General features: G+C 76.1%; 27 protein-coding genes. 17 read left to right on the top strand and 10 right to left on the bottom strand.

Annotated features, from left to right (window positions below; all coding sequences use genetic code 11):
• A partial coding sequence (locus ACI780_RS22565; RefSeq protein WP_457005854.1) for an integrase core domain-containing protein occupies positions 1-200 on the top strand: 200 nt, incomplete at its 5' end.
• Here ACI780_RS22565 and ACI780_RS22570 read toward each other — a convergent pair.
• Entirely contained in the window at positions 197-1,132 is a 936-nt protein-coding gene (locus ACI780_RS22570) for a DUF5926 family protein (RefSeq protein WP_457005855.1), read from the bottom strand. The genes ACI780_RS22565 and ACI780_RS22570 overlap by 4 nt on opposite strands.
• 53 nt (positions 1,133-1,185) lie before the next feature.
• On the opposite strand from ACI780_RS22570, the gene ACI780_RS22575 reads away from it, so the two are divergent.
• The 6 genes from ACI780_RS22575 (at position 1,186) to ACI780_RS22600 (ending at position 9,072) form a co-directional block, all read left to right on the top strand.
• A complete protein-coding gene (locus tag ACI780_RS22575; RefSeq protein WP_457005856.1) occupies positions 1,186-2,382 on the top strand; it encodes a cytochrome P450 in 1,197 nt (398 codons plus the stop codon).
• The gene (locus tag ACI780_RS22580; protein ID WP_456873079.1) at positions 2,382-3,032 is read left to right on the top strand and encodes a DNA alkylation repair protein; all 651 of its coding nucleotides are present in this window, start codon (positions 2,382-2,384) and stop codon (positions 3,030-3,032) included. The genes ACI780_RS22575 and ACI780_RS22580 overlap by 1 nt, the downstream gene beginning before the upstream one ends.
• Positions 3,029-4,315, top strand: coding sequence for a hypothetical protein (locus ACI780_RS22585; RefSeq protein ID WP_457005857.1), 1,287 nt, complete (start codon positions 3,029-3,031; stop codon positions 4,313-4,315). The genes ACI780_RS22580 and ACI780_RS22585 overlap by 4 nt, the downstream gene beginning before the upstream one ends.
• Before the next feature lie 49 nt (positions 4,316-4,364).
• Positions 4,365-5,981, top strand: a complete 1,617-nt coding sequence (locus ACI780_RS22590; protein ID WP_457005858.1) for a long-chain fatty acid--CoA ligase — start codon at positions 4,365-4,367, stop codon at positions 5,979-5,981.
• Positions 5,982-6,070: 89 nt separating this feature from the next.
• Positions 6,071-7,687: a long-chain fatty acid--CoA ligase gene (locus ACI780_RS22595; RefSeq protein ID WP_457005859.1), complete on the top strand. Its 1,617-nt coding sequence runs from the start codon at positions 6,071-6,073 to the stop codon at positions 7,685-7,687.
• Positions 7,688-7,800: 113 nt separating this feature from the next.
• Positions 7,801-9,072 (top strand): glycoside hydrolase family 6 protein, encoded by a 1,272-nt coding sequence (locus ACI780_RS22600; RefSeq protein WP_457005860.1) that lies wholly within the window; start codon positions 7,801-7,803, stop codon positions 9,070-9,072.
• Between the two features lie 3 nt (positions 9,073-9,075).
• Here ACI780_RS22600 and ACI780_RS22605 read toward each other — a convergent pair whose 3' ends face one another.
• Entirely contained in the window at positions 9,076-9,405 is a 330-nt protein-coding gene (locus ACI780_RS22605) for a rhodanese-like domain-containing protein (protein ID WP_456873087.1), read from the bottom strand.
• A 70-nt stretch (positions 9,406-9,475) separates the two neighbouring features.
• Between ACI780_RS22605 and ACI780_RS22610 the strand changes: the two genes are divergently transcribed.
• Together ACI780_RS22610 and ACI780_RS22615 are read left to right on the top strand one after the other, a co-directional pair.
• Entirely contained in the window at positions 9,476-9,991 is a 516-nt protein-coding gene (locus ACI780_RS22610) for a PH domain-containing protein (RefSeq protein ID WP_456873084.1), read from the top strand.
• Positions 9,988-11,529 carry a PH domain-containing protein gene (locus tag ACI780_RS22615; RefSeq protein ID WP_457005861.1) on the top strand — a complete coding sequence of 514 codons (1,542 nt, stop codon included), beginning with the start codon at positions 9,988-9,990 and terminating at the stop codon, positions 11,527-11,529. The genes ACI780_RS22610 and ACI780_RS22615 overlap by 4 nt, the downstream gene beginning before the upstream one ends.
• Positions 11,530-11,636: 107 nt before the next feature.
• Here ACI780_RS22615 and ACI780_RS22620 read toward each other — a convergent pair whose 3' ends face one another.
• The gene (locus tag ACI780_RS22620) at positions 11,637-12,284 is read right to left on the bottom strand and encodes a response regulator (protein ID WP_457005862.1); all 648 of its coding nucleotides are present in this window, start codon (positions 12,282-12,284) and stop codon (positions 11,637-11,639) included.
• A gap of 101 nt (positions 12,285-12,385) precedes the next feature.
• On the opposite strand from ACI780_RS22620, the gene ACI780_RS22625 reads away from it, so the two are divergent.
• The 3 genes from ACI780_RS22625 (at position 12,386) to ACI780_RS22635 (ending at position 14,591) form a co-directional block, all read left to right on the top strand.
• A complete protein-coding gene (locus ACI780_RS22625; protein WP_457005863.1) occupies positions 12,386-13,123 on the top strand; it encodes a sensor histidine kinase in 738 nt (245 codons plus the stop codon).
• 239 nt (positions 13,124-13,362) lie between these two features.
• A complete protein-coding gene (locus ACI780_RS22630; RefSeq protein ID WP_456872540.1) occupies positions 13,363-14,223 on the top strand; it encodes a manganese catalase family protein in 861 nt (286 codons plus the stop codon).
• A gap of 110 nt (positions 14,224-14,333) precedes the next feature.
• Positions 14,334-14,591 carry a hypothetical protein gene (locus tag ACI780_RS22635; protein ID WP_456872539.1) on the top strand — a complete coding sequence of 86 codons (258 nt, stop codon included), beginning with the start codon at positions 14,334-14,336 and terminating at the stop codon, positions 14,589-14,591.
• A 245-nt stretch (positions 14,592-14,836) separates the two neighbouring features.
• On the opposite strand, the gene ACI780_RS22640 is transcribed toward ACI780_RS22635, so the two are convergent.
• Together ACI780_RS22640 and ACI780_RS22645 are read right to left on the bottom strand one after the other, a co-directional pair.
• Positions 14,837-16,483, bottom strand: coding sequence for a solute symporter family protein (locus ACI780_RS22640; protein ID WP_456872538.1), 1,647 nt, complete (start codon positions 16,481-16,483; stop codon positions 14,837-14,839).
• Positions 16,476-16,862: a DUF485 domain-containing protein gene (locus ACI780_RS22645; RefSeq protein ID WP_456872537.1), complete on the bottom strand. Its 387-nt coding sequence runs from the start codon at positions 16,860-16,862 to the stop codon at positions 16,476-16,478. Before ACI780_RS22645 ends, ACI780_RS22640 begins: the two co-directional genes overlap by 8 nt.
• Before the next feature lie 153 nt (positions 16,863-17,015).
• Here ACI780_RS22645 and ACI780_RS22650 point away from each other — a divergent pair, with 153 nt between their 5' ends.
• A complete protein-coding gene (locus tag ACI780_RS22650) occupies positions 17,016-17,657 on the top strand; it encodes a hypothetical protein (RefSeq protein ID WP_457005864.1) in 642 nt (213 codons plus the stop codon).
• Between the two features lie 67 nt (positions 17,658-17,724).
• Here ACI780_RS22650 and ACI780_RS22655 read toward each other — a convergent pair whose 3' ends face one another.
• The gene (locus ACI780_RS22655; RefSeq protein WP_456872535.1) at positions 17,725-18,285 is read right to left on the bottom strand and encodes a MarR family winged helix-turn-helix transcriptional regulator; all 561 of its coding nucleotides are present in this window, start codon (positions 18,283-18,285) and stop codon (positions 17,725-17,727) included.
• Between the two features lie 99 nt (positions 18,286-18,384).
• On the opposite strand from ACI780_RS22655, the gene ACI780_RS22660 reads away from it, so the two are divergent.
• The gene (locus tag ACI780_RS22660; protein ID WP_456872534.1) at positions 18,385-18,927 is read left to right on the top strand and encodes a hypothetical protein; all 543 of its coding nucleotides are present in this window, start codon (positions 18,385-18,387) and stop codon (positions 18,925-18,927) included.
• Between the two features lie 58 nt (positions 18,928-18,985).
• Positions 18,986-20,206 carry an MBL fold metallo-hydrolase gene (locus ACI780_RS22665; protein ID WP_457005865.1) on the top strand — a complete coding sequence of 407 codons (1,221 nt, stop codon included), beginning with the start codon at positions 18,986-18,988 and terminating at the stop codon, positions 20,204-20,206.
• A gap of 6 nt (positions 20,207-20,212) precedes the next feature.
• Here ACI780_RS22665 and ACI780_RS22670 read toward each other — a convergent pair whose 3' ends face one another.
• Both ACI780_RS22670 and ACI780_RS22675 read right to left on the bottom strand, forming a co-directional pair.
• Complete coding sequence (locus ACI780_RS22670; RefSeq protein ID WP_456872532.1) at positions 20,213-21,067, bottom strand: Fpg/Nei family DNA glycosylase; 855 nt, start codon at positions 21,065-21,067, stop codon at positions 20,213-20,215.
• Positions 21,068-21,195: 128 nt separating this feature from the next.
• Complete coding sequence (locus ACI780_RS22675; protein ID WP_456872531.1) at positions 21,196-22,701, bottom strand: malic enzyme-like NAD(P)-binding protein; 1,506 nt, start codon at positions 22,699-22,701, stop codon at positions 21,196-21,198.
• 102 nt (positions 22,702-22,803) lie between these two features.
• On the opposite strand from ACI780_RS22675, the gene ACI780_RS22680 reads away from it, so the two are divergent.
• Both ACI780_RS22680 and ACI780_RS22685 read left to right on the top strand, forming a co-directional pair.
• Positions 22,804-23,148: a PadR family transcriptional regulator gene (locus tag ACI780_RS22680; RefSeq protein WP_457005866.1), complete on the top strand. Its 345-nt coding sequence runs from the start codon at positions 22,804-22,806 to the stop codon at positions 23,146-23,148.
• Complete coding sequence (locus tag ACI780_RS22685; RefSeq protein ID WP_457005867.1) at positions 23,145-23,648, top strand: HAAS signaling domain-containing protein; 504 nt, start codon at positions 23,145-23,147, stop codon at positions 23,646-23,648. The genes ACI780_RS22680 and ACI780_RS22685 overlap by 4 nt, the downstream gene beginning before the upstream one ends.
• A gap of 36 nt (positions 23,649-23,684) precedes the next feature.
• Here ACI780_RS22685 and ACI780_RS22690 read toward each other — a convergent pair whose 3' ends face one another.
• Both ACI780_RS22690 and ACI780_RS22695 read right to left on the bottom strand, forming a co-directional pair.
• Complete coding sequence (locus ACI780_RS22690; RefSeq protein ID WP_457005868.1) at positions 23,685-24,110, bottom strand: SRPBCC domain-containing protein; 426 nt, start codon at positions 24,108-24,110, stop codon at positions 23,685-23,687.
• 34 nt (positions 24,111-24,144) lie between these two features.
• Entirely contained in the window at positions 24,145-24,606 is a 462-nt protein-coding gene (locus tag ACI780_RS22695; protein ID WP_457005869.1) for a DUF309 domain-containing protein, read from the bottom strand.
• Positions 24,607-24,801 lie beyond the last annotated feature (195 nt).

The following is a 24,801-nucleotide window of genomic DNA, read 5'->3' on the forward strand; positions in this document are numbered from 1 at the left end:
AAACCAACGGCAAGGTCGAACGGTTCAACCGCACCATGACCAGCGAATGGGCCTTCGCCCAGCTGTTCACCAGCGAGGCCGACCGCCGCGCGGCCTTTCCTGGTTGGCTGCACGCCTACAACCACCATCGGCCCCACACCGGCATCGGCGGCCATCCACCCATCAGCCGCCTGACCAACCTCCCCGGTCAGTACAACTAGCGGAGCGTGACCTGGCGGGAGAGCAGGCCGGCGCGGGCGCGGCGCTCGTCGGCGGTCAGCGGGCCGGTCGCGGCCAGCGCCTCCTCCAGCCGGGTGCCGAACTCCGCGGCCGGGCCGTTCCACTCCTGCGCCGGGGTGTCGGCGGGCAGGTCCCACACCGGCACGACCAGTCCGTGCGCGCGGAAGGCGCCGGCGTAGCGGGTCCCCTCGCCCAGCAGCAGCTGCTCGGCCGCCGAGAGCCGGGCCAGCGCGTCGAGCAGCGGCTCCTCCGCCTCGGGCCGCACCCACCGCAGGTGCGCCCGCTCGCTGCCCGGGCGCACCCAGTAGGCAGCGCCCAGCCCCTCGAGCCGCTCGGTGGGCAGCACCGCCTCGTTGGCCTGCTGCAGGCCGGCCCGGGCGGCGGGGCCGGCGTCGGTGCCCTCCAGCCAGAAGCCGAAGTCCTCGTGCACGGTCACCTCCAGCGGCGCGGACGGGTCGAGCAGCTCCTGCAGCCGCGGGCCGGCCGAGCCGGCCGCACCGATCGGGCCCGGGTCGACCGGCGCACCGGCCGGGGCCTCCAGCGCGGCGGCCAGAGCGGTGCCGATGTCGCGGCTGACGTCGTCGGAGGAGGCCGGCAGCTGGACGCCGAGCAGGATCTCGCCGTTGGTGCGCACCAGCGCGGGCGCGCCGCCGGGCAGCACGCTGGCCAGGGTGACCTCGCGGCCGTCGGTCGTCGTCAGCGGCGCGGTGGCCGCGGGCACCAGCTCGCGCAGCGCCACCCAGTCCGGCTCGCCGGGCAGGCCCTCGAACGGGCGGGTCACCGGCGGTGCGTAGCCCGAGCCGTGGCAGTGCTTGTACCGGCGGCCGGACCCGCAGGGGCAGGGGGCCTTGGGGTTGACCCCCTCCTCGGTGCGGACGGGCGCGGGACGGCGGCGGGTCGCGGATCGAGCCATGCGGCCAGGGTATGTGGGGCCGAGTGGCGCCCCGCGCCGCCTAGGGTGCCGCCGTGACCCCGCTCGACCTCACCGACCCGGCCGTCGTCGCCGACCCCTACCCCGCCTTCGCCGCCGCCCGGGCGGTCGCGCCGGTGCAGTGGCACGAGGGGCTGGGACTGTGGCTGGCGTTCACCCACGCCGAGAGCAACGCCGTCCTGCGCGACCGCCGGCTGGGCCGGATCTGGCGGGACCGCACGCCGGAGGAGCGCTTCGGGTCGTTCAACCTGATCCACCGCAACGCCCTCCTGGAGATGGAGCCGCCCGAGCACACCCGGCTGCGGCGGCTGGTCAGCGCCGCCTTCGCGCGGGGGCACGTCGAGCGGCTGCGGCCGTGGGTGCAGGAGCTGGCCGACTCCCTCGTCGACGGGCTGGTCGAGCGCTCCGGCGGCGCGGCGGAGGTCGACGTCCTGTCGGGGATGGCCGAGGAGCTCCCCGTCGCGGTCATCGCCGAGCTGCTCGGCGTCCCGGAGGCGGACCGGCCGCTGCTGCGGCCGTGGTCCAACGCGATCGTGAAGATGTACGAGTACGGCCGCACCGAGGACGTCGAGGACGCCGCCGAGCGCGCCGCCGCCGAGTTCGTCGGCTACCTGCGCGGGCTGGCCGCCGAGCGGCGCCGGAGCCCGGGCGAGGACCTGCTCACCCACCTGGTCACCGTCCGCGACTCCGACGGCGACCGGCTGACCGAGGACGAGCTGGTCACCACCTGCATCCTGCTGCTCAACGCCGGCCACGAGGCGACGGTCAACGTCAGTGGCAACGGTCTGCTGGCCCTCCTCGAGCACCGCGACCAGCTCGACCGGCTGCGCGCCGACCCGGCCCTGCTGCCCACGGCGATCGAGGAGCTCATGCGCTTCGACTCGCCGCTGCAGCTGTTCGAGCGCACCGCCACCGAGGACGTCGAGGTCGGCGGCGTGACCGTGCGCCGGGGGCAGAAGGTCGCCGCGCTGCTCGGCGCGGCCAACCGCGACCCCGCCGTCTTCGCCGCGCCCGACACCCTCGACGTCGGCCGCGCCGAGAACCCGCACATCTCCTTCGGCGCGGGCGTGCACTTCTGCATCGGGGCACCGCTGGCCCGGGTGGAGCTGCAGGCCTCCTTCGGCGCGCTGCTGGCCCGCACGAGCGACCTGCAGCTGGCCCGGCCGGCGCGGCGGCGTCCGGAGTTCGTCATCCGCGGCCTGGCCGAGCTGCCCGTCGTCCTGACCCGGTAGTGGCCGGCGTCCCGGAGGTGCTCGGCCGGCTGCGGGCGCTGGCCGACCCGGCGCGGCTGCCGGGGATGGCCCGCTCCGGCATCGGCGGCGCCGACGTCCTCGGGGTCACCGTCGCGGAGCTGCGCGCGCTGGCCCGGGAGCTGGGCCGCGACCACGCGCTGGCCGCGGGGCTGTGGGACTCCGGCGTCCACGAGGCGCGGATCCTCGCGAGCATGGTCGAGGAGCCGGCGGCAGTGGACGGGCGGCAGCTCGACGCGTGGGCGGCCGGCCTCGACTCGTGGGACCTGTGCGACCAGGTCTGCCAGAACCTGGTCCGGCGCACGCCGCTGGCCTGGGCGAAGGCGCTGGAGTGGAGCGCGCGGCCCGAGCCGTTCGTCAAGCGCGCCGGCTTCGCCGTCATGGCCGGGCTCGCGGTGGGCGACAAGGGAGCCGACGACGACCGGTTCGAGCCGTTCCTGCGCGCGGTCGCCGAGCGGGCCGACGACGACCGGCCGGTGGTCCGGAAGGGGGCGAGCTGGGCGCTGCGGCAGGTGGGCAAGCGCAGCCCGGGCCTGCACGCCCGCGCCGTCGAGACCGCCTCGGGACTGCGGTCGGGCGGTACCGGCGCCCGCTGGGTCGCCGCCGACGTGCTGCGGGAGCTGCAGTGGTGACGGCGCGGCGGGACGCGGAACTGGCCGTGCTCGTCCGCGACGCCGGGCCCGGGCTGCTGCGCACCGCCGTCCTGCTCACCGGCGGCCGGCAGGCCGGCGAGGACCTCGCGCGGGCGGCCCTGGTCGACGCCCTCGGCCGGTGGCGGCCGGTCGCCGACCCGGCCGCCGCGGCCCGGCGGGCGCTCGTCGACCTCGCCCTCGGCCGGCGCCGCGGCCCGGCGGACGGGCAGGTGGTGGCCGAGCTCCCCGGCCCGCTCGCGGACCCCCGCGCCGAGGAGCTGCGGACGGCGCTGCTGGGGCTCGAGCCGGCGGTGCGCGCGGCCCTGGTGCTGCGGCACGCCGACGGTCTCGGGGAGGCGGAGGTCGCGCGGCTCGTGCGGAGCCCGGCGGACGCGGTGCGCGACGACCTCGCCGGGGGCAGGGCCGCCCTCGGCGCGTCCGGGGAGGACGGCGGCTCCGGCCTGAGCGCCCGGCTCCACGACCTGGCCGACGAGCTGACCTGGCCGGAGTCCGCCGTCTCGCCCGACGCGGTCGCCGACGGGTACCGCCGGCGGCGGCGCACCCGCACGGCTGCCGCCGTCGGCGGGGCGCTGCTGGCCGCGGTCCTGGCCGCCGGGGTGCCCGCCGCCGTCCGGTCGGTGACCGCCGGCCCCAGCGAGCGCGAGGGCCCGGTCGCGGACCGGACGGTCCCGCCGGAGGGCGGGCCGGTCGTCCCGCCCCGCCTGGAGGCCGCCGTCCTCACGCTGGCCGCGCCGCTCACCCTCACCTCCCCGGCCGAGTGGGACCGGTGGCTGCCCGGAGGGAGGCCGGCCCGGGACGTCGAGGGCTCCTGCCCGCCGCTGGCCGAGCCGCTGACGGCGCGGCTCGGGGTGCCGATGGGCTACGGCGGCGGCGCGCTGCCGCGGGGCCCGGTGGGCTGCACGTGGGTGCCCGAGCCCCGGTCGCTGTCCGAGGGCGGTCCCTACGACGACGCCCAGCTGGTCGGCGTCGGTTTCCTCGCGGACGAGGACGGGACGGCGATCGAGCGGCTGCGGACCGAGGTCCTGCCCGCGGCCGCGCACCGAGACACCCCCTGCCTGGCGGCCGACGTGCCCGGCGGTGGGGCGCTGATCGGCTGCACCGGCCCCGGCGGGAGCACCGCGACGCCGCTGGTGCTCGCCGTCCCCGACGCCCGCGGGGCCGGGGTGTGGGTCCTGTCGGCGGCCGCCCAGCACGAGGCCCCGCGGTCATCGGCGGAGGTGCTGGCCGCGCTGGTGGAGACGCTGCGCCCGGTGTACGGCTGACCGTCCGCCGCTCCTGGAACGTGACCGGCGTCACTGGCACGATGTGCACGTGCGCGGCCTGATGCAGGACACCCCGCTGACCGTCGACGCGGTCTTCCGCCACGCCGAGCGGCACTTCGGCGACCAGACGCTGGTCACGAACGGCCCGGCCGGCGTCCGGCGCACCACCTACGCCGAGTGGGCCGGGCGCACCCGCCGGCTGGGCGGGGTCCTCGACGCCCTCGGGGTCACCGCCGACGGGCGGGTCGGCACCTTCGCGTGGAACTCCAGCCGCCACATGGAGCTCTACTTCGCCGCCCCCTGCACCGGCCGCGTGCTGCACACGCTCAACATCCGGCTCTTCCCCGAGCAGCTGACCTACATCGCCAACCACGCCGAGGACGAGGTGGTCTTCGTCGACCGCACCGTGCTGCCGCTGTTCTGGCCGCTGGTCGACACGATGAAGACCGTGCACCACGTCGTCGTCATGGACGACGGCGGCGACGCCGAGATCCCCGACGACCCCCGCGTGCACGACTACGAGACGCTGCTCGCCGAGGCCGACCCCGTCGAGTTCGCCGTCCGCGACGAGTGGCAGGCGGCCTCGATGTGCTACACGAGCGGCACCACCGGCAACCCCAAGGGCGTCGTCTACTCCCACCGCTCGACGTACCTGCACACGATGGCCGTGCTCGGCGGCAACGCGCTGGGGCTCTCCGAGCACGACGTCGCGCTGGCGATCGTGCCGATGTTCCACGCCAACGCCTGGGGCCTGCCCTACGCCGCACCGGCCGCGGGGGCGGGCCTGGTCTTCCCCGGGCCGCTGATGCAGCCCGAGGCGCTGGTCGACCTGCTGGTGGCCGAGGGCGTCACCGTCACCGCCGGGGTGCCCACCATCTGGCAGGGCGCGCTGCCGCACCTGGCCGGCCGCGAGCACCGGCTGCGGCTGATCACCTGCGGCGGCTCCGCGGTGCCCCGGGCACTGTCAGAGGCCTACCGCGAGCAGGTGGGCCTGCCGCTGCTGCAGGGCTGGGGCATGACCGAGACCTCCCCGGTCGCCTCCCTGGCCGTGGTGCCGCGCCGGTTCGCCGACGCCGACGAGGACACGAAGGCGACGCAGCGGGCCCGCGCCGGCGTCCCGGTGTTCGGCGTCGAGGCGCGCATCGTCGAGCCCGCCACCGGCGAGGAGCTGCCGTGGGACGACGCGGCGACCGGCGAGCTGCAGGTCCGCGGCCCGTGGTGCGCCGCGGAGTACCACGACCCCGATCCCGGCGTGGTGCTGTCGACCCCCGACGGCTGGATGCGCACCGGCGACGTCGCCGCGATCGACGCGTTCGGCTCGATCCGGATCGCCGACCGCACCAAGGACCTCATCAAGTCCGGCGGGGAGTGGATCAGCTCGGTCGACCTGGAGAACGCGATCATGAGCCACCCGGCGGTCGCGGAGGCCGCCGTCGTCGGGGTGCCGCACCCCAAGTGGGACGAGCGGCCGCTGGCCTGCGTGGTGCTGCGGCCGGGCGCCGCGCTGACCGCCGAGGAGCTCGTCGAGCACCTGCGGCCGCTGGTCGCGCGGTGGTGGCTGCCGGACGCCGTCGAGTTCATCGACGAGGTGCCCAAGACCAGCGTCGGCAAGTTCAGCAAGAAGGACCTGCGGTCCCGCTTCGCCGACTACCGGCTCCCGTCCTGACCCGCTGACGCCGACCGGGGCGGACGGCGCCGTCCGCACCGGGGCGGCCGCGTGTGGAACGTGAGCGGCGTCACTGGCACGATGCGGCCATGCGCGGGCTCATGCAGCACTTCCCCCTCACCGTCGACGCGATCTTCCGGCACGTCGAGCAGCACTACGGCGACGGGACGATCGCGACCAACAGCCCCACCGGGGTCACGAAGGTGACCTACGCGGAGTGGGCCGAGCGCACCCGCCGGCTCGGCGGCGTCCTCGACACCCTGGGCATCAGCGCCGACGGCCGGGTGGGCACCTTCGGCTGGAACAGCCAGCGGCACCTGGAGCTGTACTTCGCCGCACCGTCCACCGGGCGCGTGCTGCACACGCTCAACATCCGGCTCTTCCCCGAGCAGCTGACCTACATCGCCAACCACGCCGAGGACGAGGTCGTCTTCGTCGACCGCACCGTGCTGCCGCTGTTCTGGCCGCTGGTCGACACGATGAAGACCGTCCGGCACGTGGTGGTCATGGACGACGGCGGGGACAACGAGATCCCCGACGACCCCCGCGTCGCCGACTACGAGACCCTGCTGGCCGAGGCCTCCCCGGTCGAGTTCCACGTCGAGGACGAGGACAGCGCGGCCTCGATGTGCTACACGAGCGGCACCACCGGCAACCCCAAGGGCGTCGTCTACTCCCACCGCTCGACGTTCCTGCACACCATGGGCGTGCTGATGCCCAACGCCTTCGGCCTGGGCATCCGCGACGTCGCCATGCCGGTCGTGCCGATGTTCCACGCCAACGCCTGGGGCATCGCGCAGGCCGCCCCGGCCGCGGGCGCCTCGCTGGTCATGCCCGGCCCGATGATGCAGCCCGAGGCGCTGGCGAAGCTGATCGTCGACGAGGGCGTCACCTTCACCGCCGGCGTCCCGACCATCTGGCAGGGCGTGCTGCCGTACCTGGCCGACAAGCCGCACAAGCTGCGCGACATCGGCTGCGGCGGCTCGGCGGTGCCCAAGGCGCTGTCGGAGGCCTACCGCGAGCAGGTGGGCCTGCCGATCCTGCAGGCCTGGGGGATGACCGAGACCCACCCGGTCGCCTCCTCGGGGATCCTGCCGCCCCGCTTCGACGACCTCGACGACGCGGGCAAGGCCGACCAGCGCGCCCGCGCCGGCATCCCCTTCCTCGGGGTGGAGGCGCGGATCGTCGACGCCGACACCCTCGAGCCGCAGCCCTGGGACGACGAGGCCACCGGCGAGCTGCAGGTCCGCGGCCCCTGGTGCGCGCAGGACTACTACAACCCCGACGCCGGCGTCGTGCTGACCACCGAGGACGGCTGGATGCGCACCGGCGACGTCGCGGCCATGGACGCGTTCGGCTCGATCCGGATCGCCGACCGCACCAAGGACCTCATCAAGTCCGGCGGCGAGTGGATCAGCTCGGTCGACCTGGAGAACGCGATCATGAGCCACCCGAAGGTGAAGGAGGCCGCGGTCGTCGGCATCCCGCACCCGAAGTGGGACGAGCGGCCGCTGGCCTGCGTCGTCCTCCGGGAGGGCGAGGAGGCGACCGAGGAGGAGATCCTCGAGCACCTCAAGCCGCTGGTGGCCAAGTGGTGGATGCCCGACGCCGTCGAGTTCATCGACGAGGTGCCCAAGACCAGCGTCGGCAAGTTCTCCAAGAAGGACCTGCGCAGCCGCTTCGCCGAGTACCCCGTCAAGGGCTGACCGCCGGGGCCCGCCCCGCGCGGGCGGGCCCCGGCCGTTCCACCCGTGGGGCGGGTGTGACGCGCGATCCGATCGCCGGTGACCTGTAGCGATCGGCCAACTACGGTGCGCACGTGATTTCCGCGCCCGTGCCGTCCTCCTCCCCCGGCAGGCACCGGGCGGGCCGGGTCCGCCGCCGGTCCTGGGCCGGCGGCCTGGCGGCCGCCGGGCTCGCCGCCGCGCTGGCCGTGCCGGGGCTGACGACCGCCGGGTCCCCGCCGGCCGCCCCGTCGGCCGCCGAGGTGGCGGCACAGCCGGCCCTCGAGCAGGCCCGCGACGTCCGGCGCGCGCCGTCGGCACGCCCCGCGCCGCACTCGCCGGCGCCCGGCACGACGGCGCCTCCGACCGCCGCCGCTCCTGCCGGCCGGACGACGACCGCCGCGGCACCTACGACCGCGGCGCCGGTGCCGTCCACCGCGGCTCCCACCGCGGCCGCCACGACCACCGCCGACCCGGCCGGCTCGGCCGTCCCGGTGGCCGGCGGTGCCGCACCGGCGGACAACCCGCTGGCCGGGATGACCTTCCACGGCCCCAACACCGGCGCGGCGCTCGCCGCGGCCCGGCCCGGCCGCAGCGCCGCGGACACCGCCGCCCTCACCGAGCTGGCGGGCGTGCCGACGGCGACCTGGCTGGGCGCGTGGAGCGGGGACGTCACCGCCACCGTCCGGCAGGAGGTCGCCGCCGCCCGCGCCGCCGGCGCCGTGCCGGTCCTCGTCACCTACAACGTGCCCGGCCGGGACTGCGGCGGGTACTCGGCCGGCGGCGCCGGCTCGTCCGCGGCCTACCTGGACTGGGTGCGCGCGGTGGTCGCCGGCATCGGGACGGCGCAGGCCGTAGTCGTCGTCGAGCCCGACGCCCTGGCGCAGCAGTGCGGTGACACGGCGGAGCGGACGCGGCTGCTGCGGACCGCCGTCGGGCTGCTGGAGGCCAACCCCGGCACCCACACCTACCTCGACGCCGGCAACCCGACCTGGGTCGACGCCGCCACGATGGCCGGGCGGCTGCGCGCCGCCGGGGCCACCGGTGCCGACGGCTTCGCCCTCAACGTCTCCAACTTCGAGACCACCGCGAGCAACCTGGCCTACGGCCGGCAGGTGTCGTCCCTGCTCGACGGGGCGCACTTCGTCGTGGACACCAGCCGCAACGGCAACGGCCCGGGCACCGACTGGTGCAACCCCCCGGGCCGGGCGCTGGGCGAGCGCCCCACCGCGGCCACCGGGCAGGACCGGGTCGACGCCTACCTGTGGGTCAAGCGGGCCGGCGAGTCCGACGGCGAGTGCAACGGCGGGCCGCCCGCGGGGACGTTCTGGGACTCCTACGCGATCGGGCTGGTCCGCGGGGTGTAGCGCTCAGCGCACGAACGGCGGCTGGCCGGTCTCGCTCACCATGGGCCGGCCGGCCGCCTCCCAGCCGCCCATGCCGTCGCCGACGTTCACCGCGTCGTAGCCGTTGTGGTTGAGCCAGGCGGCCACCCGCGCCGACCGGCCGCCGCTGCGGCAGACGACGTAGAGCGGGTCGCCCTCGGGGACCTCGTCGAGCCGGGCGGGGACCTCGCCCATCGGGATGTGCGTCGCGCTCTCGACGTGGCCGGTCACCCACTCGCCGTCCTCGCGGACGTCGAGCACCACGGCGTCCTCGGGCACCTCGGCGGCGGGCACGGTCGGGACCTGCTGCGGCATCACGCCCCCCACTGTCCCAGGTCCGGCTCGTGCGGGGCCGCGCCGCGTCCCGGCTGCGAGGATGGACGTGATGACCGCTCCCCCCGCGCCCCCGGTCCACGAGCCGGCCTGGCCGCTGTCGCGCTCGGCGATCTGGCTCTGGGTGACGGAGGGCGTGATCGGGACCCTCGTCTACGGCGTGCTCGTCGGCGTCGGCGTGCTCCTCGTGCCCGCGTCGGTGGGCGGCCCGGTGCCCGTGCTGCGGTGGCTGCTGCCGGTGCTGGTCGCCGTGTACGCGGTGGTGGCGATCGGCGTCCGGCCGTGGATCCGGTACCGGGTGCACCGGTGGGAGGTCACCGCGGAGACGGTGCACACCCTCACCGGCTGGCTGACCCGCACCTGGACGCTGGTGCCGGTCGCCCGCATCCAGACCGTCGACGTCACCCGCGGCGTGCTGCAGCAGCTCTACGGCCTGGCCAGCGTCGCGGTGCTCACCGCCTCGTCGCAGGGCACCGTGCGGGTGCCGCACCTGGAGGTCGCCGTCGCCGAGCGGGTCGCCGAGGACCTCGCCCGCCGGGCCGAGCAGGTGCGGGACGAGGCGACGTGACCGAACCCGCCCCACCGTCCCCGCCGCCGGCCGTCGCGGCCGTGCCGCCCGGCGACGGCGCCCCGGCCGGGGCCCGGCGCACCTCGCCGCTGGTCGTCCTGGTGCACACGGTGACGTTCAAGCAGGCCCGGCAGGTCGTGCCCGCGGCGATCCCGCTGGTGGCCGCGGTCGGGATCGACGGCGTCGGCGTCGTGGTCGCGCTGGTGGTGGCGGTGACGGCACTGTCGCTGCTGTTCGCCGGGCTGACCTGGTGGCGCACCACCTACGCCGACACCCCGTCGGCGGTGGTGGTCACCCGCGGGCTGCTGGCGCGCTCGGTGCGCACCGTGCCCAACGACCGCATCCGCGGCGTCGAGGTCGAGGCACCGGCGCTGCACCGGCTGTTCGGGCTGGTGCGGGTCCGCATCGACGCCGCCGCGGGGACGCTGACCGGCAGCGACGAGGAGGTCGTCGTCGACGGCGTCCCGCGGGCCGAGGGCGACCGGCTGCGCGTCTCGGTGCTCACCCACCGCCGGGCGGCGCGGCCGGTGCCGGCCGGCGCCGACCCGTTCACGGCGGCGGAGGAGCCGGCCGAGGAGGAGCTGGCCCGCTTCGACCCGCGGTGGCTGCTCTACGCACCGCTGGTCGCCAGCTACCTCGCGGTGCCGCTGGCCGCGGTCGGCGCGCTGTCCCGGCTGCTGCAGGAGCTGCCCCGCGACCTGCGGCCCGACCTCACCGGCCCCGACCTCAGCGACGTCCGGGTCCTCGTCGTCGCCGCGGTCGCCGCGCTGGTGCTGCTGGCCGTCGGGGCGGTGCTCGGGGCGGCGGTGGTCAACTGGGGCTTCCGGCTGGTGCGCCGCGGCGGGTCGTTGAGCGCCGTCCGCGGCCTGGTGACCCGGCGGCACACCGAGCTGGAGGTCGACCGGATCCGCGGCGGCACGCTCGCCGAGGGGCTGGGCATGCGGCTGGTGCGGGCCGCCCGGGTCAACGCCCTGGTCACCGGGCTGGGCGCGGCCAGCCGGCGCGGGCAGCTGTTCCCGCTCGGGCCGCGCGCGGAGGCCGTCGGGCTGCTGGGCCTGCTCGTCGACGACCCCGGGCCACTGCGCGCGCACCCCCCGGCCGCCCGGCGCCGGGCGGTGGTCCGGGCGCTGCTGACCGGCCTCGCGGTCGCCGCGGCCGGCGCGGCGCTGCAGGCGGCCACCGGCTTCTGGGGGCTGCTCGCCCTCGGCGTCGTCCTGACCGTGCTCGGCGTGCCGCTGGGCCTGGGCCGCTACGCCGCGCTCGGCCACGCGGCCGGCCCGCGCTCGTTCAGCGTGCGCAGCGGACTGCTGGTGCGCGAGCAGGCGGTGCTGCAGCGGCGGGCCGTCGTCGGCTGGCAGGTGCGCCAGACGTTCTTCCAGCGCCGCGCCGGCCTGGCCACCGTGGTGGCCTGCGTCGGGGCGGGCACCGGCGGCTACGCCGCGGTGGACATGGCCGCCGCCGATGTCGCCGCCTTCACCGCCGCCGCCTCCGGCCCCTGGGCCACCGCGCCCGGTCGCGGGGACCGCCCCGCCGGCTGACCCGCCGCGCTGGCCCCTCGGGGCCAGTTCACCGAGACGGCCGCGTGTCGATCACGCGCCCGGGTAGCCCGGGCGGGATGCCGACCGCGCAGCGGCACGTCCGCCGCTCAGCTCCTCCCGCCGGTCCCCGAGCCGAGACCGACGCGGCCGGCGAGTGCGGCCGCCTCCACCCGGGTGGCCACCCCGAGACTGCGCAGCAGCGCGGCGACCAGCCGCTTGGCGGTGCGCTCGGAGACGTGCAGCGTCGTGGCGATGTCGACGGTGCTCGTGCCGTCGGCGACCAGCCGCCACAGCCGGCGCTCGTCGCTGGTCAGCCGGTCGGCGACGGTCTGCTCGCCGGTCGGGGCGGCGTCGTCGAGCAGCTGGCGCAGCAGCGGCTCGGGCACCACCGACCAGCCGTCGAGCACCGCCAGCAGCGGGCGGACCAGGCGCTCGGGGTCGGCGGACTTGGGCAGGAAGCCGGCCGCGCCGGCGCGCAGCGCCTCCAGGGCGGCGTCGGCCTCGGCCAGCCCCGACAGCGCCACGACCCGCACCACCGGGTCGGCCCGGCGGATGGCGGCGATCGCCCGCACCCCTCCCGGTGGCGGCATGTGCAGGTCGACGACGGCGACGTCGGCGTGGTGCCGGCGGACCAGCGCCGCGGCCGCGGAGGCGTCGTCGGTGGTCGCCACGACGCGCACCCGCCCCTCGCTCACCCCCGGCAGGAGCAGCGACAGGCCCCGGCTGAACAGCGGGTGGTCGTCGACGACCACCACGTCCACGTGCTCGGAACGCCCAGTCCCGGCGTCGGTCCCCACGACCCTCCTCACCGGCCCGCCCCGCGGCGGGCCCGGCCGACCGCACCCCGGAGGTGCCCGTGACCCTCGTCCCCGACACACCCCGTACCGCCCGGTCCGCTTCCGGCCGGCTGCTCGCCGACCTGGCCCGGGTGGTGCGCGCGCACGTCACCCGCCGCACCGGTCCCGCGCCGGAGGCACAGCCCACACCCGAGGGTGCGCTGCTGGCCGCCATGTGTCACGACATGCGCAGCCCCCTGGCCTCGCTGGAGGCGCTGCTGCGGACGCTCGACCGCGCGGCACCCGACCGCCCCGAGGTGCTGGAGCTCGCGCGCGAGCAGACCGCGCACCTGTCGTCGATGCTGCGCACCGCCGACGCCAGCGGCGGGGCGACGCGGCGCGCGGCGGGCGGGCGGCTGCTCGGCGACGTCGTGCGCGCGTCCGCCGCCGCCTCCGGGCTGCCCGCGGGGAGGCTGACGCTGGCGCTGCAGGAGTGCGCCGGCGACGTCGGGGTGGCCGACGCCCGGGTGCAGCGGATCCTCACCAACCTGCTGGAGAACGCCCACCGGCACGGCGCGGGCGCGCCGGTGCTGCTCTGCGTCACCTGCCGCGGCGGGTGGGTGTGCCTGGCCCTCACCCAGGACGTCGCCTGCCCCGACCGGGTGGTGCAGTACCTGCGCGGCGACACCCCGCCGGTCGACCTCACCGGGCTGGGCCTGTGGTCGGTGCAGCGGCACGCCCACGACCTCGGGGGCCGGGTGACCTGGGCCGTCACCGCGGCCGGGCTGACCCTGCGCGTGGAGCTCCCCGACCGCTGAGGAGGAGTCCCCGCGGGGGGTCAGCCGCCGAACGGGCCCGGGCCTGACTGAGCAGTCGTCGTCCGCGTCTGCGGCGTGTCCGTGCACGTCGCCGACGACAGGTGCTCACTGGCGCCGGCAGGCCGACGATGGGAATGGCACCGGGGGGCCACGGGACGGCACCGGTGGGCCAACGGCGCGGGCAGATCCCCGGTGTCACCGCAGCAGCGGCGGCGCGACGACGCACCGAGGGAGAGCCCGTGTTCACGCACACCCACGCCCTGCAGTACGAGGCCAAGCCGGACGGTCCCGATCCGGACTTCGCCCGCAAGATGCAGGAGATCCTCGGCGGTCAGTGGGGCGAGATGACCGTCGCCACCCAGTACCTGCTGCAGGGCTGGAACTGCCGGCTGCCCGGCAAGTACAAGGACATGCTCCTCTCGATCGGCACCGAGGAGCTGGCCCACGTCGAGATGATCATCACGATGATCGACCGGCTGCTCGACCACGCGCCGCTCAAGCCCGACTCGGCCGACCGCACCAAGGAGGCGGCCGCCGGCTACGGCCAGCACAACCCGCAGCACCTCATCCAGAACGGCCAGGCCGCGTCCTACATGGACAGCATGGGCAACCCGTGGACCGGCGCGTACGTGACCGCCAGCGGCAACCTGTACGCGGACTTCATGTACAACGCCACCGCCGAGATGCAGGGCCGGCTGCAGGTGGCCCGGCTCTACAACATGACCGACGACCCGGGCGTCAAGGACCTGCTGCGCTTCCTCATCACCCGCGACCACATGCACCAGCAGCAGTGGCTGGCCGCCGTCGAGCAGCTCAAGGAGGACGGCCTCGAGGGGCTGCCGGTGCCCGAGGCCTTCCCGCTGGACGAGGAGGTCGGTGACCTGGGCTACACCTTCATCCAGGCCTCCGACGGGCCCGAGGCCGCCAACGGCCGGTGGGCGTCGGGTCCCTCGATCGACGGCCGCAGCACCTTCCGCGCCGCGGCGATCGAGGCCACCGCCGACGCCCCGACGCTGCCCCCGGGTGACCCGCGGCTTTACAGCACGCCGCAGACCGAGGCCCACACGATGCTGCAGAAGGCCAAGGACCTGCTCAAGTGAGGCGCTGACCTCGCCCTCCCGCGCCGTCGCCGCGCCGGTGGCCGGACCCCGCGGTCCGGACACCGGCCCGGCGGGCGCCTCCCGCTCGCCCGGCAGTCCCGGAGGTCCCCGTGCACCTGCCCACCCCCGCCGTCCTGCTGACGGTCGTCTACGCCGCGGCGCTCGCCGTCGCGGTGGCCGGCGCCGCCGCCGGCTCCGCCCGCGAGGCGCTCGCCGGCCTCGTCGTCCTCACCGCCCTCGCCGCCCGGTGGGCGGTGCGCCGCTCGCGCCGGACCGTCCCCTCGACCGGGGCCGCCGTCGCCGCGGTCGACGCCGCCCTGGCCGCTCCCCCACTCGCCGACCCGGCCCCCGCCGTCCGCGCCGCCTGATCCCGGTCCCCGGCGGGCGATGATCAGGTGACCTGATCGTGGCGCGTCCTCCCTCGCGGCCCACCGTGCGGGAGGACGCGCTGCGGTGAGGGAGGACGCCGCGTCGGGCCCGTGAACGCGCCTGGCGCGCGCCCCCGAGCGGGAACGCGCGCCAGACGAGGTGCTGGAACCGGTGGGGTTCTGGAACGGCCCCTGTGCAGGACCCCGCCGCGAGCGTGCGAGCGGTGGGGGGCACGGGGGTCCTCCTAGTGCTGGACGGCCTTCTCCGCCCCGATCCCGGTGAGCGAGCGGACCTCGAGCTCGGCGTTCTTGTCGAGGTCGGGCCGCTCCTTGGACAGCACGGTGCCGAGCCAGCCGAGGAAGAACGACAGCGGGATCGACACGATGCCGGGGTTGTTCAGCGGGAACCAGTGGAAGTCCACGTCCTGGAACAGGGACGGGGACAGCCCGGTGGCCGGGTTGACCGGCGCCCCCGAGACGACCGGTGAGAAGAGGATCAGCACGATGCAGGTGATCAGCCCGCCGTACATCGACCACAGCGCGCCCTGGGTGGTGAAGCGCTTCCAGAACAGCGTGTAGAGGATCGTCGGGAGGTTCGCCGAGGCGGCCACCGCGAACGCCAGCGCCACGAGGAAGGCGATGTTCAGACCGGCCTGCAGGGCCAGGATGCCCAGGCCGATCGAGATCGCCCCGATGACGACGGCGGTGATGCGGGCGATCCGCACCTCCCCGTTCGGCGGCACCTTGCCCTTCTTGATCACCGACGCGTAGACGTCGTGGGCGAAGGACGCCGACGCGGTGATGGTGAGGCCCGCGACCACCGCGAGGATCGTCGCGAACGCCACCCCGGCGATGATGCCGAGCAGGATCGTGCCGCCGAGCTCGAAGGCCAGCAGCGGCGCGGCGGAGTTCACCGCACCGGGCGCGCCGAGGATCCGCTCGGCCCCGACGAGGGCGCCGGCGCCGTACCCGATCACCAGGCTGAACAGGTAGAAGATGCCGATCAGCCAGATCGCCCAGACCACCGAGCGCCGGGCGTCCTTCGCCGTCGGCACGGTGTAGAAGCGCATGAGCACGTGCGGCAGGCCCGCCGTCCCGAGGACCAGGGCCAGGCCGAGGGAGACGAAGTCGAGCTTGGAGGTGCTCGTCGCGCCGTACTGGGCGCCGGGGGCGAGGACGTCGCGGCCCTCGACGGCGTTGGCCTGCGCGCCACCGAGCAGCTCGGACAGGTTGAACCCGAACTCGGCCAGCACCCACAGGGTCATGACCAGCGCGCCGGCGATGAGCAACGAGGCCTTGATGATCTGCACCCACGTGGTACCCCGCATGCCGCCGACCAGCACGTAGATGATCATCAGCGCGCCGACCAGGACGACGACGAGCGCCTGCGCCGCCTCGCCGGTGACCCCGAGCAGCAGGGTCACCAGGCCGCCCGCGCCCGCCATCTGCGCCAGCAGGTAGAACAGCGACACCGCCAGCGTCGAGATGGCCGCCGCGGTGCGCACCGGCCCCTGCCGCATCCGGAAGGCCAGGACGTCGGCCATCGTGTACCGGGCGGTGTTGCGCATGAGCTCGGCGACGAGCAGCAGCGCCACCAGCCAGGCGACGAGGAAGCCGATCGAGTAGAGGAAGCCGTCGTAGCCGTAGACGGCGATGGCCCCGGCGATGCCGAGGAACGACGCCGCCGACAGGTAGTCACCGGCGATGGCCAGGCCGTTCTGGGTGCCGCTGATGTTGCGTCCGGCCGCGTAGTAGTCGGCGGCGCTCTTGTTGTTGCGGCTGGCGCGGAAGGTGATGACCAGCGTGATCAGCACGAACGCGCCGAAGATGGAGATGTTGACGGCCGGGCTGCCGATCGTGGCCTCGGCCGCGAGGACCTGGGCCTCAGGCACGGGTCGCCCCCTTCCCGAGGTCGGTGCGGGTGCCGCCGGCGTACTGGTGGGACTCCAGCCGCTCGCGCATCTCGTCGGCGATCGGGTCGGTCTGGCGGTTCGCGTGCGCCACGTAGAGGTGGGTGATGAGGAACGTCGAGAGGAACTGCCCGAGCCCCAGCAGCAGGCCGAGGTTGACGTTGCCGAAGACCGGGGTGGCCATGAAGTCCGGCGCGTAGGTCGACAGCAGGACGTAGAGCAGGTACCAGGCCAGGAACGCCACCGTCATCGGGAACGCGAAGCGGCGGAAGCGACGGCGCAGCTCGGTGAACTCCGGCGAGTCCTGCGCCTGCCGGTACTCCTCAGGCGTCAGCAGCCGCCGGTCGGCGGGATCGGTCACGGGTGGGCCCCCTCGTCAGCGGAACGTCGTCGGTCTGTGACGGCGCTCACCCTAAGTCGTGGGCGGTCGGGTCGCGAACGACCGGGACACAGCCGTGACCTGACCTTCTGCCGTCCGTAACGCCGCCGGAACCGCCGCGCGCTGCGATGGGTCATGGCCGCGACGGCGCCCCCGGCGACCTCCTCCGCGACGGCCCACCCCGGCGTCGCGCCAGGCCACGCCTGGCACGCGGTCGCGCTCTCCCGGGACCTGCGGCCGGGCGGCTGGCTGCAGGTGCGTCTGCTCGGCCGGACGTGGCGGCTGCGCCGCGACGCCGGGGGCCTGGTGGCCGATCCGCCGGCGTGGGCGGTGCGCGAGCGGTTCGGCGTCGTCTGGCTGGCGCCGGCCTGCCCCCGCGACGTCCCGCTGGAGCTGCCCGAGCACGAGGACCGGCGGTTCGTGCGCCGCTGGCTGTCCCCCGCCCGGGCCGCGGGGCCACCCGGTCCGCTGGCCGACGCCCTCCTCGACGTCGCGCGCTCCCGGCGCCCCGCCGTCGTCCGGGGGGCCTTCCGGGTGCGCCTCGACCTTCGCGACGACCTCCGCGACGCCGGGGCGGGGACGACGGTCCTGCACCTGCTGCACCCCGAGGACGGCGACTCCACCCGCGTCTACACCGGCGTGTACCTGGCCGCCGGGCCCGGCCGGCCGCTGCCGGGGCCGGACGACGTCGCCGCGGAGGTCGCGCGCCAGGAGCGGCTGCTGGCCGAGGCCGTCGCCGGGTGCGCGCGGTGGGCCGGGCACGATCAGGTGACCTGATCGTGCTGCGTCCTGACCCGCGGTGGGCGGTGAGCCAGGACGCGCGGAGGTGAGCCAGGACGGCGCCTCAGTCGGCGGGGAGCTCCTCGCCGCACGCGGCGCAGACGGTCGGCGGGTCCACGTCGGCCACCCGCCCGCACGCCGGGCACACCCGGTGCAGGAAGCACGCGGGGTCCCCGCCCTCGACGACGTCCCGGACGACGGCGGCCGGCCGCGGACCGTTCAGCGCCGCGGCGAACCCGCCCAGGACGGCGAGCACGTCGTCGCGCCGCCCCCCGCCGAGAGCGGCCAGCGCCGCCCGCAGCTCGGTCAGCCGCAGCGCGTCGTAGCGGTCGAGCAGCTCCTCGCCGGCCGGGGACAGCCGCAGGCTCACCGCGCGCCGGCTGGCCGGTGAGGGCCGGCGGTCGACGAGACCGGCGACCACCAGCCGGTCGACGAGCCGGCTGGTGGTGGAGACCCCGCCGCCGACCCCGCGGGCCAGCTCGGCCAGCGACGCGTCGGGGCAGTGCCGCAGCACGGTCAGCGCCCGCAGCTGCACCACCGAGACCGGACCCAGCTCCGACGCCGCGCGGGTGGACACGCCCACGACCCCGCGCGCCAGGTCCAGCAGCACCTCGTCGGCGTCCACGACCCCTCCCCGGGATGTTGCAGTCCGGCAACAGTTGGTCTCAGGCAGCACCAGGTGGGTAACCGTACGGCACCGGACCCCCAGACGAGGAGGACGAGCATGCCCCGCACCGCCCTGGCCGCCCCTGTCGCCGCCGTCGCCCTGGTCCTGGCCGGCGGCTGCAGCGCCGAGCAGCCCCTGTCGGTGCCCGGACCCGAGGTCTCCGGCGGCGCGATCGGCCCCGACGAGGCCGTGACCGGCGACCTCTCGGTGCTGCAGGTCCAGCTGGAGTACCCGCTCGACGGCGTCTACGAGGAGGGTGAGGACGCCCGGCTCTTCCTCGGCATCGCCAACAGCGGCGGTACCGACGACGAGCTGGTCGACGTCACCGGCCCCGGCTTCGCAGACGCGGTCGACGACGACGGCGGCGACGTCGACGTCCCGGTCCCGGCGAACGACAACGTCTACGTCGGTGCCGAGGGTGCCCCGACGGTCACGCTCGTCGACCTCGGGCGCCCGCTGCGCTCCTCGCAGTCACTGCCGGTCACCCTGGTGTTCCGGGAGGCCGGTGAGGTCACCGTCGAGGCGATGGTCTCCGCCGAGCGCCAGACGCCGCAGCCGCCGTTCGACTTCCCCGACCCGGCCGAGGACGTCACCCCGTGACGACCGCCTCGCCGCCGGGACCGGTCGCCGACCGGCGGCGGCTGGGATGCTGGACGGCGTGCCGTCACTCCCCGGGAACCGCGGCCGAGCCCGTCGCCGCCTCGCCCTGACCGCTGCCGCCCTCGCCGTGCCCGCCGGCTTCCTCGGCCGCGCCCTGTGGGGCCTGCCGACGGCGATCGGGGCCGGCCGGCGCGAGATCCGCCCGACCGTCGCCGGGTCCCCGCAGTGGTCGCAGGGCCGGTTCCACAACACCCTGCCGACGCCGGCGCTGCCCCCGCCGAACGCCCGCCGAGGCCTGCTGCGGCAGTGGCACGACGACCGGCACGTGGGCCTGCCCGCCGGGCCGGTGCCCCTGGCGCAGTCCGACCTCCCCGCCGCGGCCGGCGACCTCGCCGTCACCTGGTTCGGGCACTCCAGCGCGCTGCTGGAGGTCGACGGCGCCCGGGTGCTCGTCGACCCGGTGTGGGGCTTCCGCGTCTCGCCGTCGCCGGTGTTCGGCCCGACCCGGCTGCACGAGCCACCGGTGCCGCTGGAGTCCCTGCCGCGGGTCGACGCCATCCTGGTCTCCCACGACCACTACGACCACCTCGACCTGCCCACCGTGCGGGCGCTGGTCGAGCAGCAGGACGCGCCGTTCGTCGTGCCGCTGGGGGTGGGCGTGCACCTGCGGCACTGGGGCGTGCCCGAGGAGCGCGTCGTCGAGCTGGACTGGGACGGCGCCACCACCGTCGGCGACCTGACGATCACCTGCACCGAGGCGCGGCACTTCTCCGGCCGCTACCTCACCCGCGACACCACGCTGTGGTCGTCGTGGGTGGTGGCCGGGCCGCGGCACCGGGTGTTCTTCGGCGGGGACACCGGCTACACGCCCGCCTTCGCCGGCATCGGCGCCCGGCTGGGCCCCTTCGACCTGACGCTGCTGCCGATCGGCGCCTACAACGAGGCCTGGGCGCACGTGCACATGGACCCCGAGGAGGCGGTGCGCGCGCACGGCGACCTCGGCGGGGCGGCGCTGCTGCCGGTGCACTGGGCCACGTTCAACCTGGCCTTCCACCGCTGGGCCGAGCCGGTGCAGCGGTTGCTCGCCGCGGCCGCACGCTCGGACGTGCAGGTCCTCGTGCCGCGGCCGGGGCAGCGGGTCGACGTCCTCGCCCCGCCGCCGCTGGAGGACTGGTGGACCGCCGTCGGCTCCGCGGAGCCCGGCTCGGTGGACGACGGCGGCGCGGGCAGCGCGACGATCGCCCGGCTGGCGGCCTGGCGGGCCTCGCGGGCGTCCTGACGACGGTCAGCGCAGCAGCTTCGACATCCGCCGGTCGGCCAGCGGCTTGCCGCCGGTCTGGCAGGTCGGGCAGTACTGCAGCGAGGTGTCGGCGAAGCTGACCTCGCGCACGGTGTCGCCGCAGACCGGGCAGGGCAGGCCGGTGCGGGCGTGCACCTGCAGCCCCGAGCGCTTCTCGCCCTTGAGCGTGGCCGCCGCCTGCCCGACCTGGCGGGCGAGGGCGTCGGTGAGCGTGGCGCGGACGGCGTCGTGCAGGCGGACGACCTCGTCGTCGGTCAGCCGGTCGGCCATCTTGAACGGCGACAGGCGGGCGGCGTGCAGGATCTCGTCGGAGTAGGCGTTGCCGATCCCGGACAGCAGCGTCTGGTCGGTCAGCGCTCCCTTGACCTGACCGGAGCGGCCGGCCAGCAGCCGGGCGAAGGTGTCGCGGTCGACCTCGAGCGCGTCGGGGCCGAGCCGGGCGACGCCGGGCACCTCGGCCGGTGAGCGGACGACGTAGACGGCCAGGCCCTTGCGGGTGCCCTGCTCGGTGAGGTCGAAGCCGTTGCCGTCATCGAGGTGGACGCGGAGCGCGAGCGGGCCCCTGCCGGGCTTCGGCGGGGCGTCGGGCAGGCCGGTGCGCCAGTGCAGCCACCCGGCGCGGGCCAGGTGGACGACCAGGTGCAGGCCGGAGACGTCGAGGTCGAGGAACTTGCCGTGCCGCGCGGCGCCGGTGACCTCCAGCCCGGCCAGCGCCGACAGCGGCGGGTCGAAGGTCTTGAGCGCCTGCAGGGCGGTCAGGTCGGCGCGCGCGACCACCCGGCCGACGGCGTTCTCGCGGAGGAACGCCGCCAGCGCCTCCACCTCGGGCAACTCGGGCACCCGGCCATGATCCCCGCCGCACCCGCCCGGCGTCGTCCCCCATCGTGTGCACTTCCGCGGAAGTGCCCCGTGAGGAGTGCCCGCCACCGGCCCGGAGACCGTGCACTTCCGCGGAACTGCACGGTGGGTCAGGGGCCGGTGAAGCTGGTGCGGTCGGTGACGGGGGCGGTGGCGCCGGGCTCGGTGCGGGCCTGCTCGGCGACGGCCGCGGCGACCGCGGGGGTGACCGCCGGGTCGAACACGCTCGGGATCACGTAGTTGGCGTTGAGCTGGTCGTCGCGCACCAGCGCCGACAGCGCCTCGGCCGCGGCCAGCAGCATGCCGGTGCTGATCTCGGTGGCGCGGGCGTCGAGCAGGCCGCGGAACACCCCGGGGAAGGCCAGCACGTTGTTGATCTGGTTGGGCAGGTCCGAGCGGCCCGAGGCGACCACCGCCGCGTACTGCCGGGCCCGCACCGGGTCGACCTCCGGCGTCGGGTTGGCCATCGGGAACACCACCGCCCGCTCGGCCATCCCCGCCAGCGCCTCGACCGGCAGCACGTTGCCCGCGCTGACCCCGATGAAGACGTCGGCGCCGGCCAGCGCGTCGGGCAGCTCGCCGCGGACGCGCCCGGGGTTGGTCCGCGCCGCGAGGGCCTGCTTGGCGGGGCTGAGCCGCTCGTCGTCGGGCGAGAGGATGCCCTCGCGGTCCCACACCAGCACCTGCCGGGCGCCGGCCTCCAGCAGCAGGTGCACGATCGCCGTCCCCGCCGCGCCGGCACCGGCGACGACGATCCGCACGTCGGGCAGCTGCTTGTCCACCACGCGCAGGGCGTTGCGCAGCGCGGCCAGGGCGACGATCGCCGTCCCGTGCTGGTCGTCGTGGAAGACCGGGATGTCGAGCTTCTCCCGCAGCCGCGCCTCGACCTCGAAGCAGCGCGGCGCGGCGATGTCCTCGAGGTTGATGCCGCCGAAGCCGGGGGCGATGAGCTCGACGGCGCGCACGATCTCGTCGACGTCGTTGGTGTCCAGGCAGATCGGCCAGGCGTCGATGTCGGCGAACCGCTTGAACAGGACGGCCTTGCCCTCCATCACCGGCAGGGCCGCGCCCGGCCCGAGGTCGCCGAGGCCGAGGACCGCCGACCCGTCGGTGACGACGGCGACCGTGTTGCCCTTGATGGTCAGCCGGCGCACGTCCTCGGGGTGCTCGGCCAGCGCCAGGCAGACCCGCGCCACGCCGGGGGTGTAGGCCATCGACAGGTCGTCGCGGGTCCGCAGCGGCACCTTCGAGGCGACCTCGAGCTTGCCGCCCAGGTGCAGCAGGAAGGTGCGGTCGCTGACCTTGCGCACGGCGACGCCGGGGACGGCGCGCAGCGCGTCGACCATCTCCTCGGAGTGGGCGGCGTCGGCGGCCGAGCAGGTGACGTCGACGGTCAGCCCGTCGGAGCGGGAGTCGACGACGTCGATGGCGGTCACCGCCCCGCCGGCCGTGCCCACCGCGGTGGCGATGCGGCCGATCGACGCCGGGTCGCCGTCGGCGGTCAGCCGGACGGTGATCGAGTACGACGCCGAGGTCACCGGCCCGCGGGGGGCGGCGGCGGGGTCGCCCGGCGAGCTGTCGCCGGTGGCGGTCGTGGGCGCGGTGTCGGTGCTCACGGCCTCCATCGTGACACCGGCCCCGGCGGCACCGGGCGTTGCGGTCACAGTGGTCGCCGCCGGTAGGTTGTCTGGCTGACTAGTCGACGGTACCGTCTAGTCGTGCCGACCGAGACCTGGCCCGCCGAGTGGATGCGGGCGGCGTTGCCGCTGGTGGTGCTGGCCGTCGTCGCCGAGGAGGAGACCTACGGCTACGCGATCGCCCAGCGGCTGCAGGCGGCCGGCCTCGGGGCGGTCAAGGGCGGGACGCTCTACCCGGTGCTCAACCGGCTGGAGCAGGACGGCCTCGTCACGTCGTCCTGGCGCGAGGGCGCGGGCGGCCCCGGCCGCAAGTTCTTCACCGTCACCCCGCACGGCCGCGCCTCCCTGGGCGCGCGCGTCGCCGCCTGGCACACCTTCACCGAGCGGGCCGCCGGCCTGCTCCCGTCCGTGGGGAGCCCGCGATGACCACCGGCACCGACACCTACCGGCGTGACCTCGTCGCGGCGCTGCGGGCGGGCAACGTCCCGCCCGAGCGGATCGGCGAGATCGTCGCCGAGGTCGAGAGCCACGTCGCCGACACCGGGGAGGACCCGCGCGAGGCGTTCGGCCCGGCCCGCGAGTACGCGGCGGGCTTCGCGGTGCCGCCGTCGACCCGCTCGCGGCTGTCGCTGTGGGCGCTCGTCGCACTGGGCGCCGGCTGCGGCTGGCTCATCGCCGAGGGGGTCTTCGGCGTGTTCCGCAACGAGCCGGTGCTCGGCCTGCCGGAGGGCTGGGCGCTCGCGGCCGGGTGGCTGCTGTGGATCCCCGCGGTGGCCGTCCAGGCCCGGCGCCACGCCCCCGTGCGGGACCCGCGGACGGGCCGGTTCCTGACCCCGGGCCGCGGCCGGGTGGTCCTCGCCATGACCGTGTTCCTGCTCCTGCTCATGCTGGTCACCGCCCTGGCGGCCGCGCTGACCGGCGCCTGACCCACCCGTGCACTGCCGCGGAAGTGCACGGGTGGGTCAGGCCGAGCGCTCGGCGAGGGCCTTGATCCCGGCGCAGAACCGGCGGAACGACGGGTTGAGGTCCGGCGTCGAGCGCTCGGTCACCCACGCCAGCGGGCCGGTCTGGTCCTCGCGGACGGTGAGCACCGTGCCGCCGTCGTCCTGCCGGTCGAGGGAGTAGGTGCGCTCGATGACCGCCAGCCCGAACGGCAGCCCACCGCGCCAGCGCATCGCCTCCCCCGGCCGCAGCTCGGTGACGACGACCGAGAACGGCCGGCTGCGGAGCATCGTCGCGTACAGCGTCAGCCGCTCCCCCAGCGCGACCCGGCCCTCGACCCGGTCGACGCCGGAGTCCCAGTCCCGCCAGGTGCCCACGTCGACCAGGTGCGGCCACACCTCGTCCGGGCCGACGTCGATGCGCGTGGCCGCCTCGTAGCTCCTCATGGGTCCCCTCCCGCCGCCCGCAGTCTGCCCGCGGTCAGGAGGCCGGACCAGGGCCGCGCAGCCGGAACGGCCGGTCGGCGCGCAGCGGCCCGCGGGCCCAGGCCAGCAGCCCCGCGACGTCGAGGCCGTGCGGGGGCGCCGGCGCGTAGGGCGCGACGTTGCCCGCCCCGCGCTCGACAAGCGTCGCCGCACCGCGGGTGTTGCCCCGGGCGGCGTGGGTGAGCCCGACGGCGAGCTGCGCCAGCCCGCGCCACAGCTGCCGCTCGTCGTCGGGCGCGGCCTTCCACGCGTCCTCGAGCACCTCGTGGGCGTGGAAGGGACGGCCGGCGTCGAGCAGCCGCTGCGCCTCGGCCACCGCCTCGTCCGGCGTCCGGGGCACCCCCTCCGGCGCGCGCTCGACGCCCTCGGCGGCGCGGGGCAGCGGCCGGCCGAGCGCGTCGCGCGGGCGCGCGTTGCGCGCCCGCCCCTCGGGATCCCGGTCGCGCGGCGAGGTCACCCCCGCATCCTCCCGCGGACACGCCCGGTCCCCTCCCGGAGCGGGAGGTCCGGAACGCCTCCCGCGCGGTCCGGCACCGCCGCTGCCGGGCCCGCAGCCGCCTGACCTGCTCTCCCGCGCGCTCGTGGTCTTGCCCCCCTCCCCGGGGACAGCACCTGCCGCCCCGGGTCCCCAGCCCCGCCCGGGGCTGGACCC

It is taken from the genome of Geodermatophilus sp. SYSU D00814, assembly GCF_054050055.1.

Bases quoted from the DNA above. Each gene is read 5' to 3' on its own strand.
- ACI780_RS22605 (WP_456873087.1), bottom strand. From the start codon at position 9,405: ATGCCGCAGCAGGTCCCGACCGTGCCCGCCGCCGAGGTGCCCGAGGAC.
- ACI780_RS22595 (WP_457005859.1), top strand. From the start codon at position 6,071: ATGCGCGGGCTCATGCAGCACTTCCCCCTCACCGTCGACGCGATCTTC.
- ACI780_RS22650 (WP_457005864.1), top strand. From the start codon at position 17,016: ATGGCCGCGACGGCGCCCCCGGCGACCTCCTCCGCGACGGCCCACCCC.
- ACI780_RS22690 (WP_457005868.1), bottom strand. From the start codon at position 24,110: ATGAGGAGCTACGAGGCGGCCACGCGCATCGACGTCGGCCCGGACGAG.
- ACI780_RS22610 (WP_456873084.1), top strand. From the start codon at position 9,476: ATGACCGCTCCCCCCGCGCCCCCGGTCCACGAGCCGGCCTGGCCGCTG.
- ACI780_RS22570 (WP_457005855.1), bottom strand. From the start codon at position 1,132: ATGGCTCGATCCGCGACCCGCCGCCGTCCCGCGCCCGTCCGCACCGAG.
- ACI780_RS22660 (WP_456872534.1), top strand. From the start codon at position 18,385: ATGCCCCGCACCGCCCTGGCCGCCCCTGTCGCCGCCGTCGCCCTGGTC.
- ACI780_RS22685 (WP_457005867.1), top strand. From the start codon at position 23,145: ATGACCACCGGCACCGACACCTACCGGCGTGACCTCGTCGCGGCGCTG.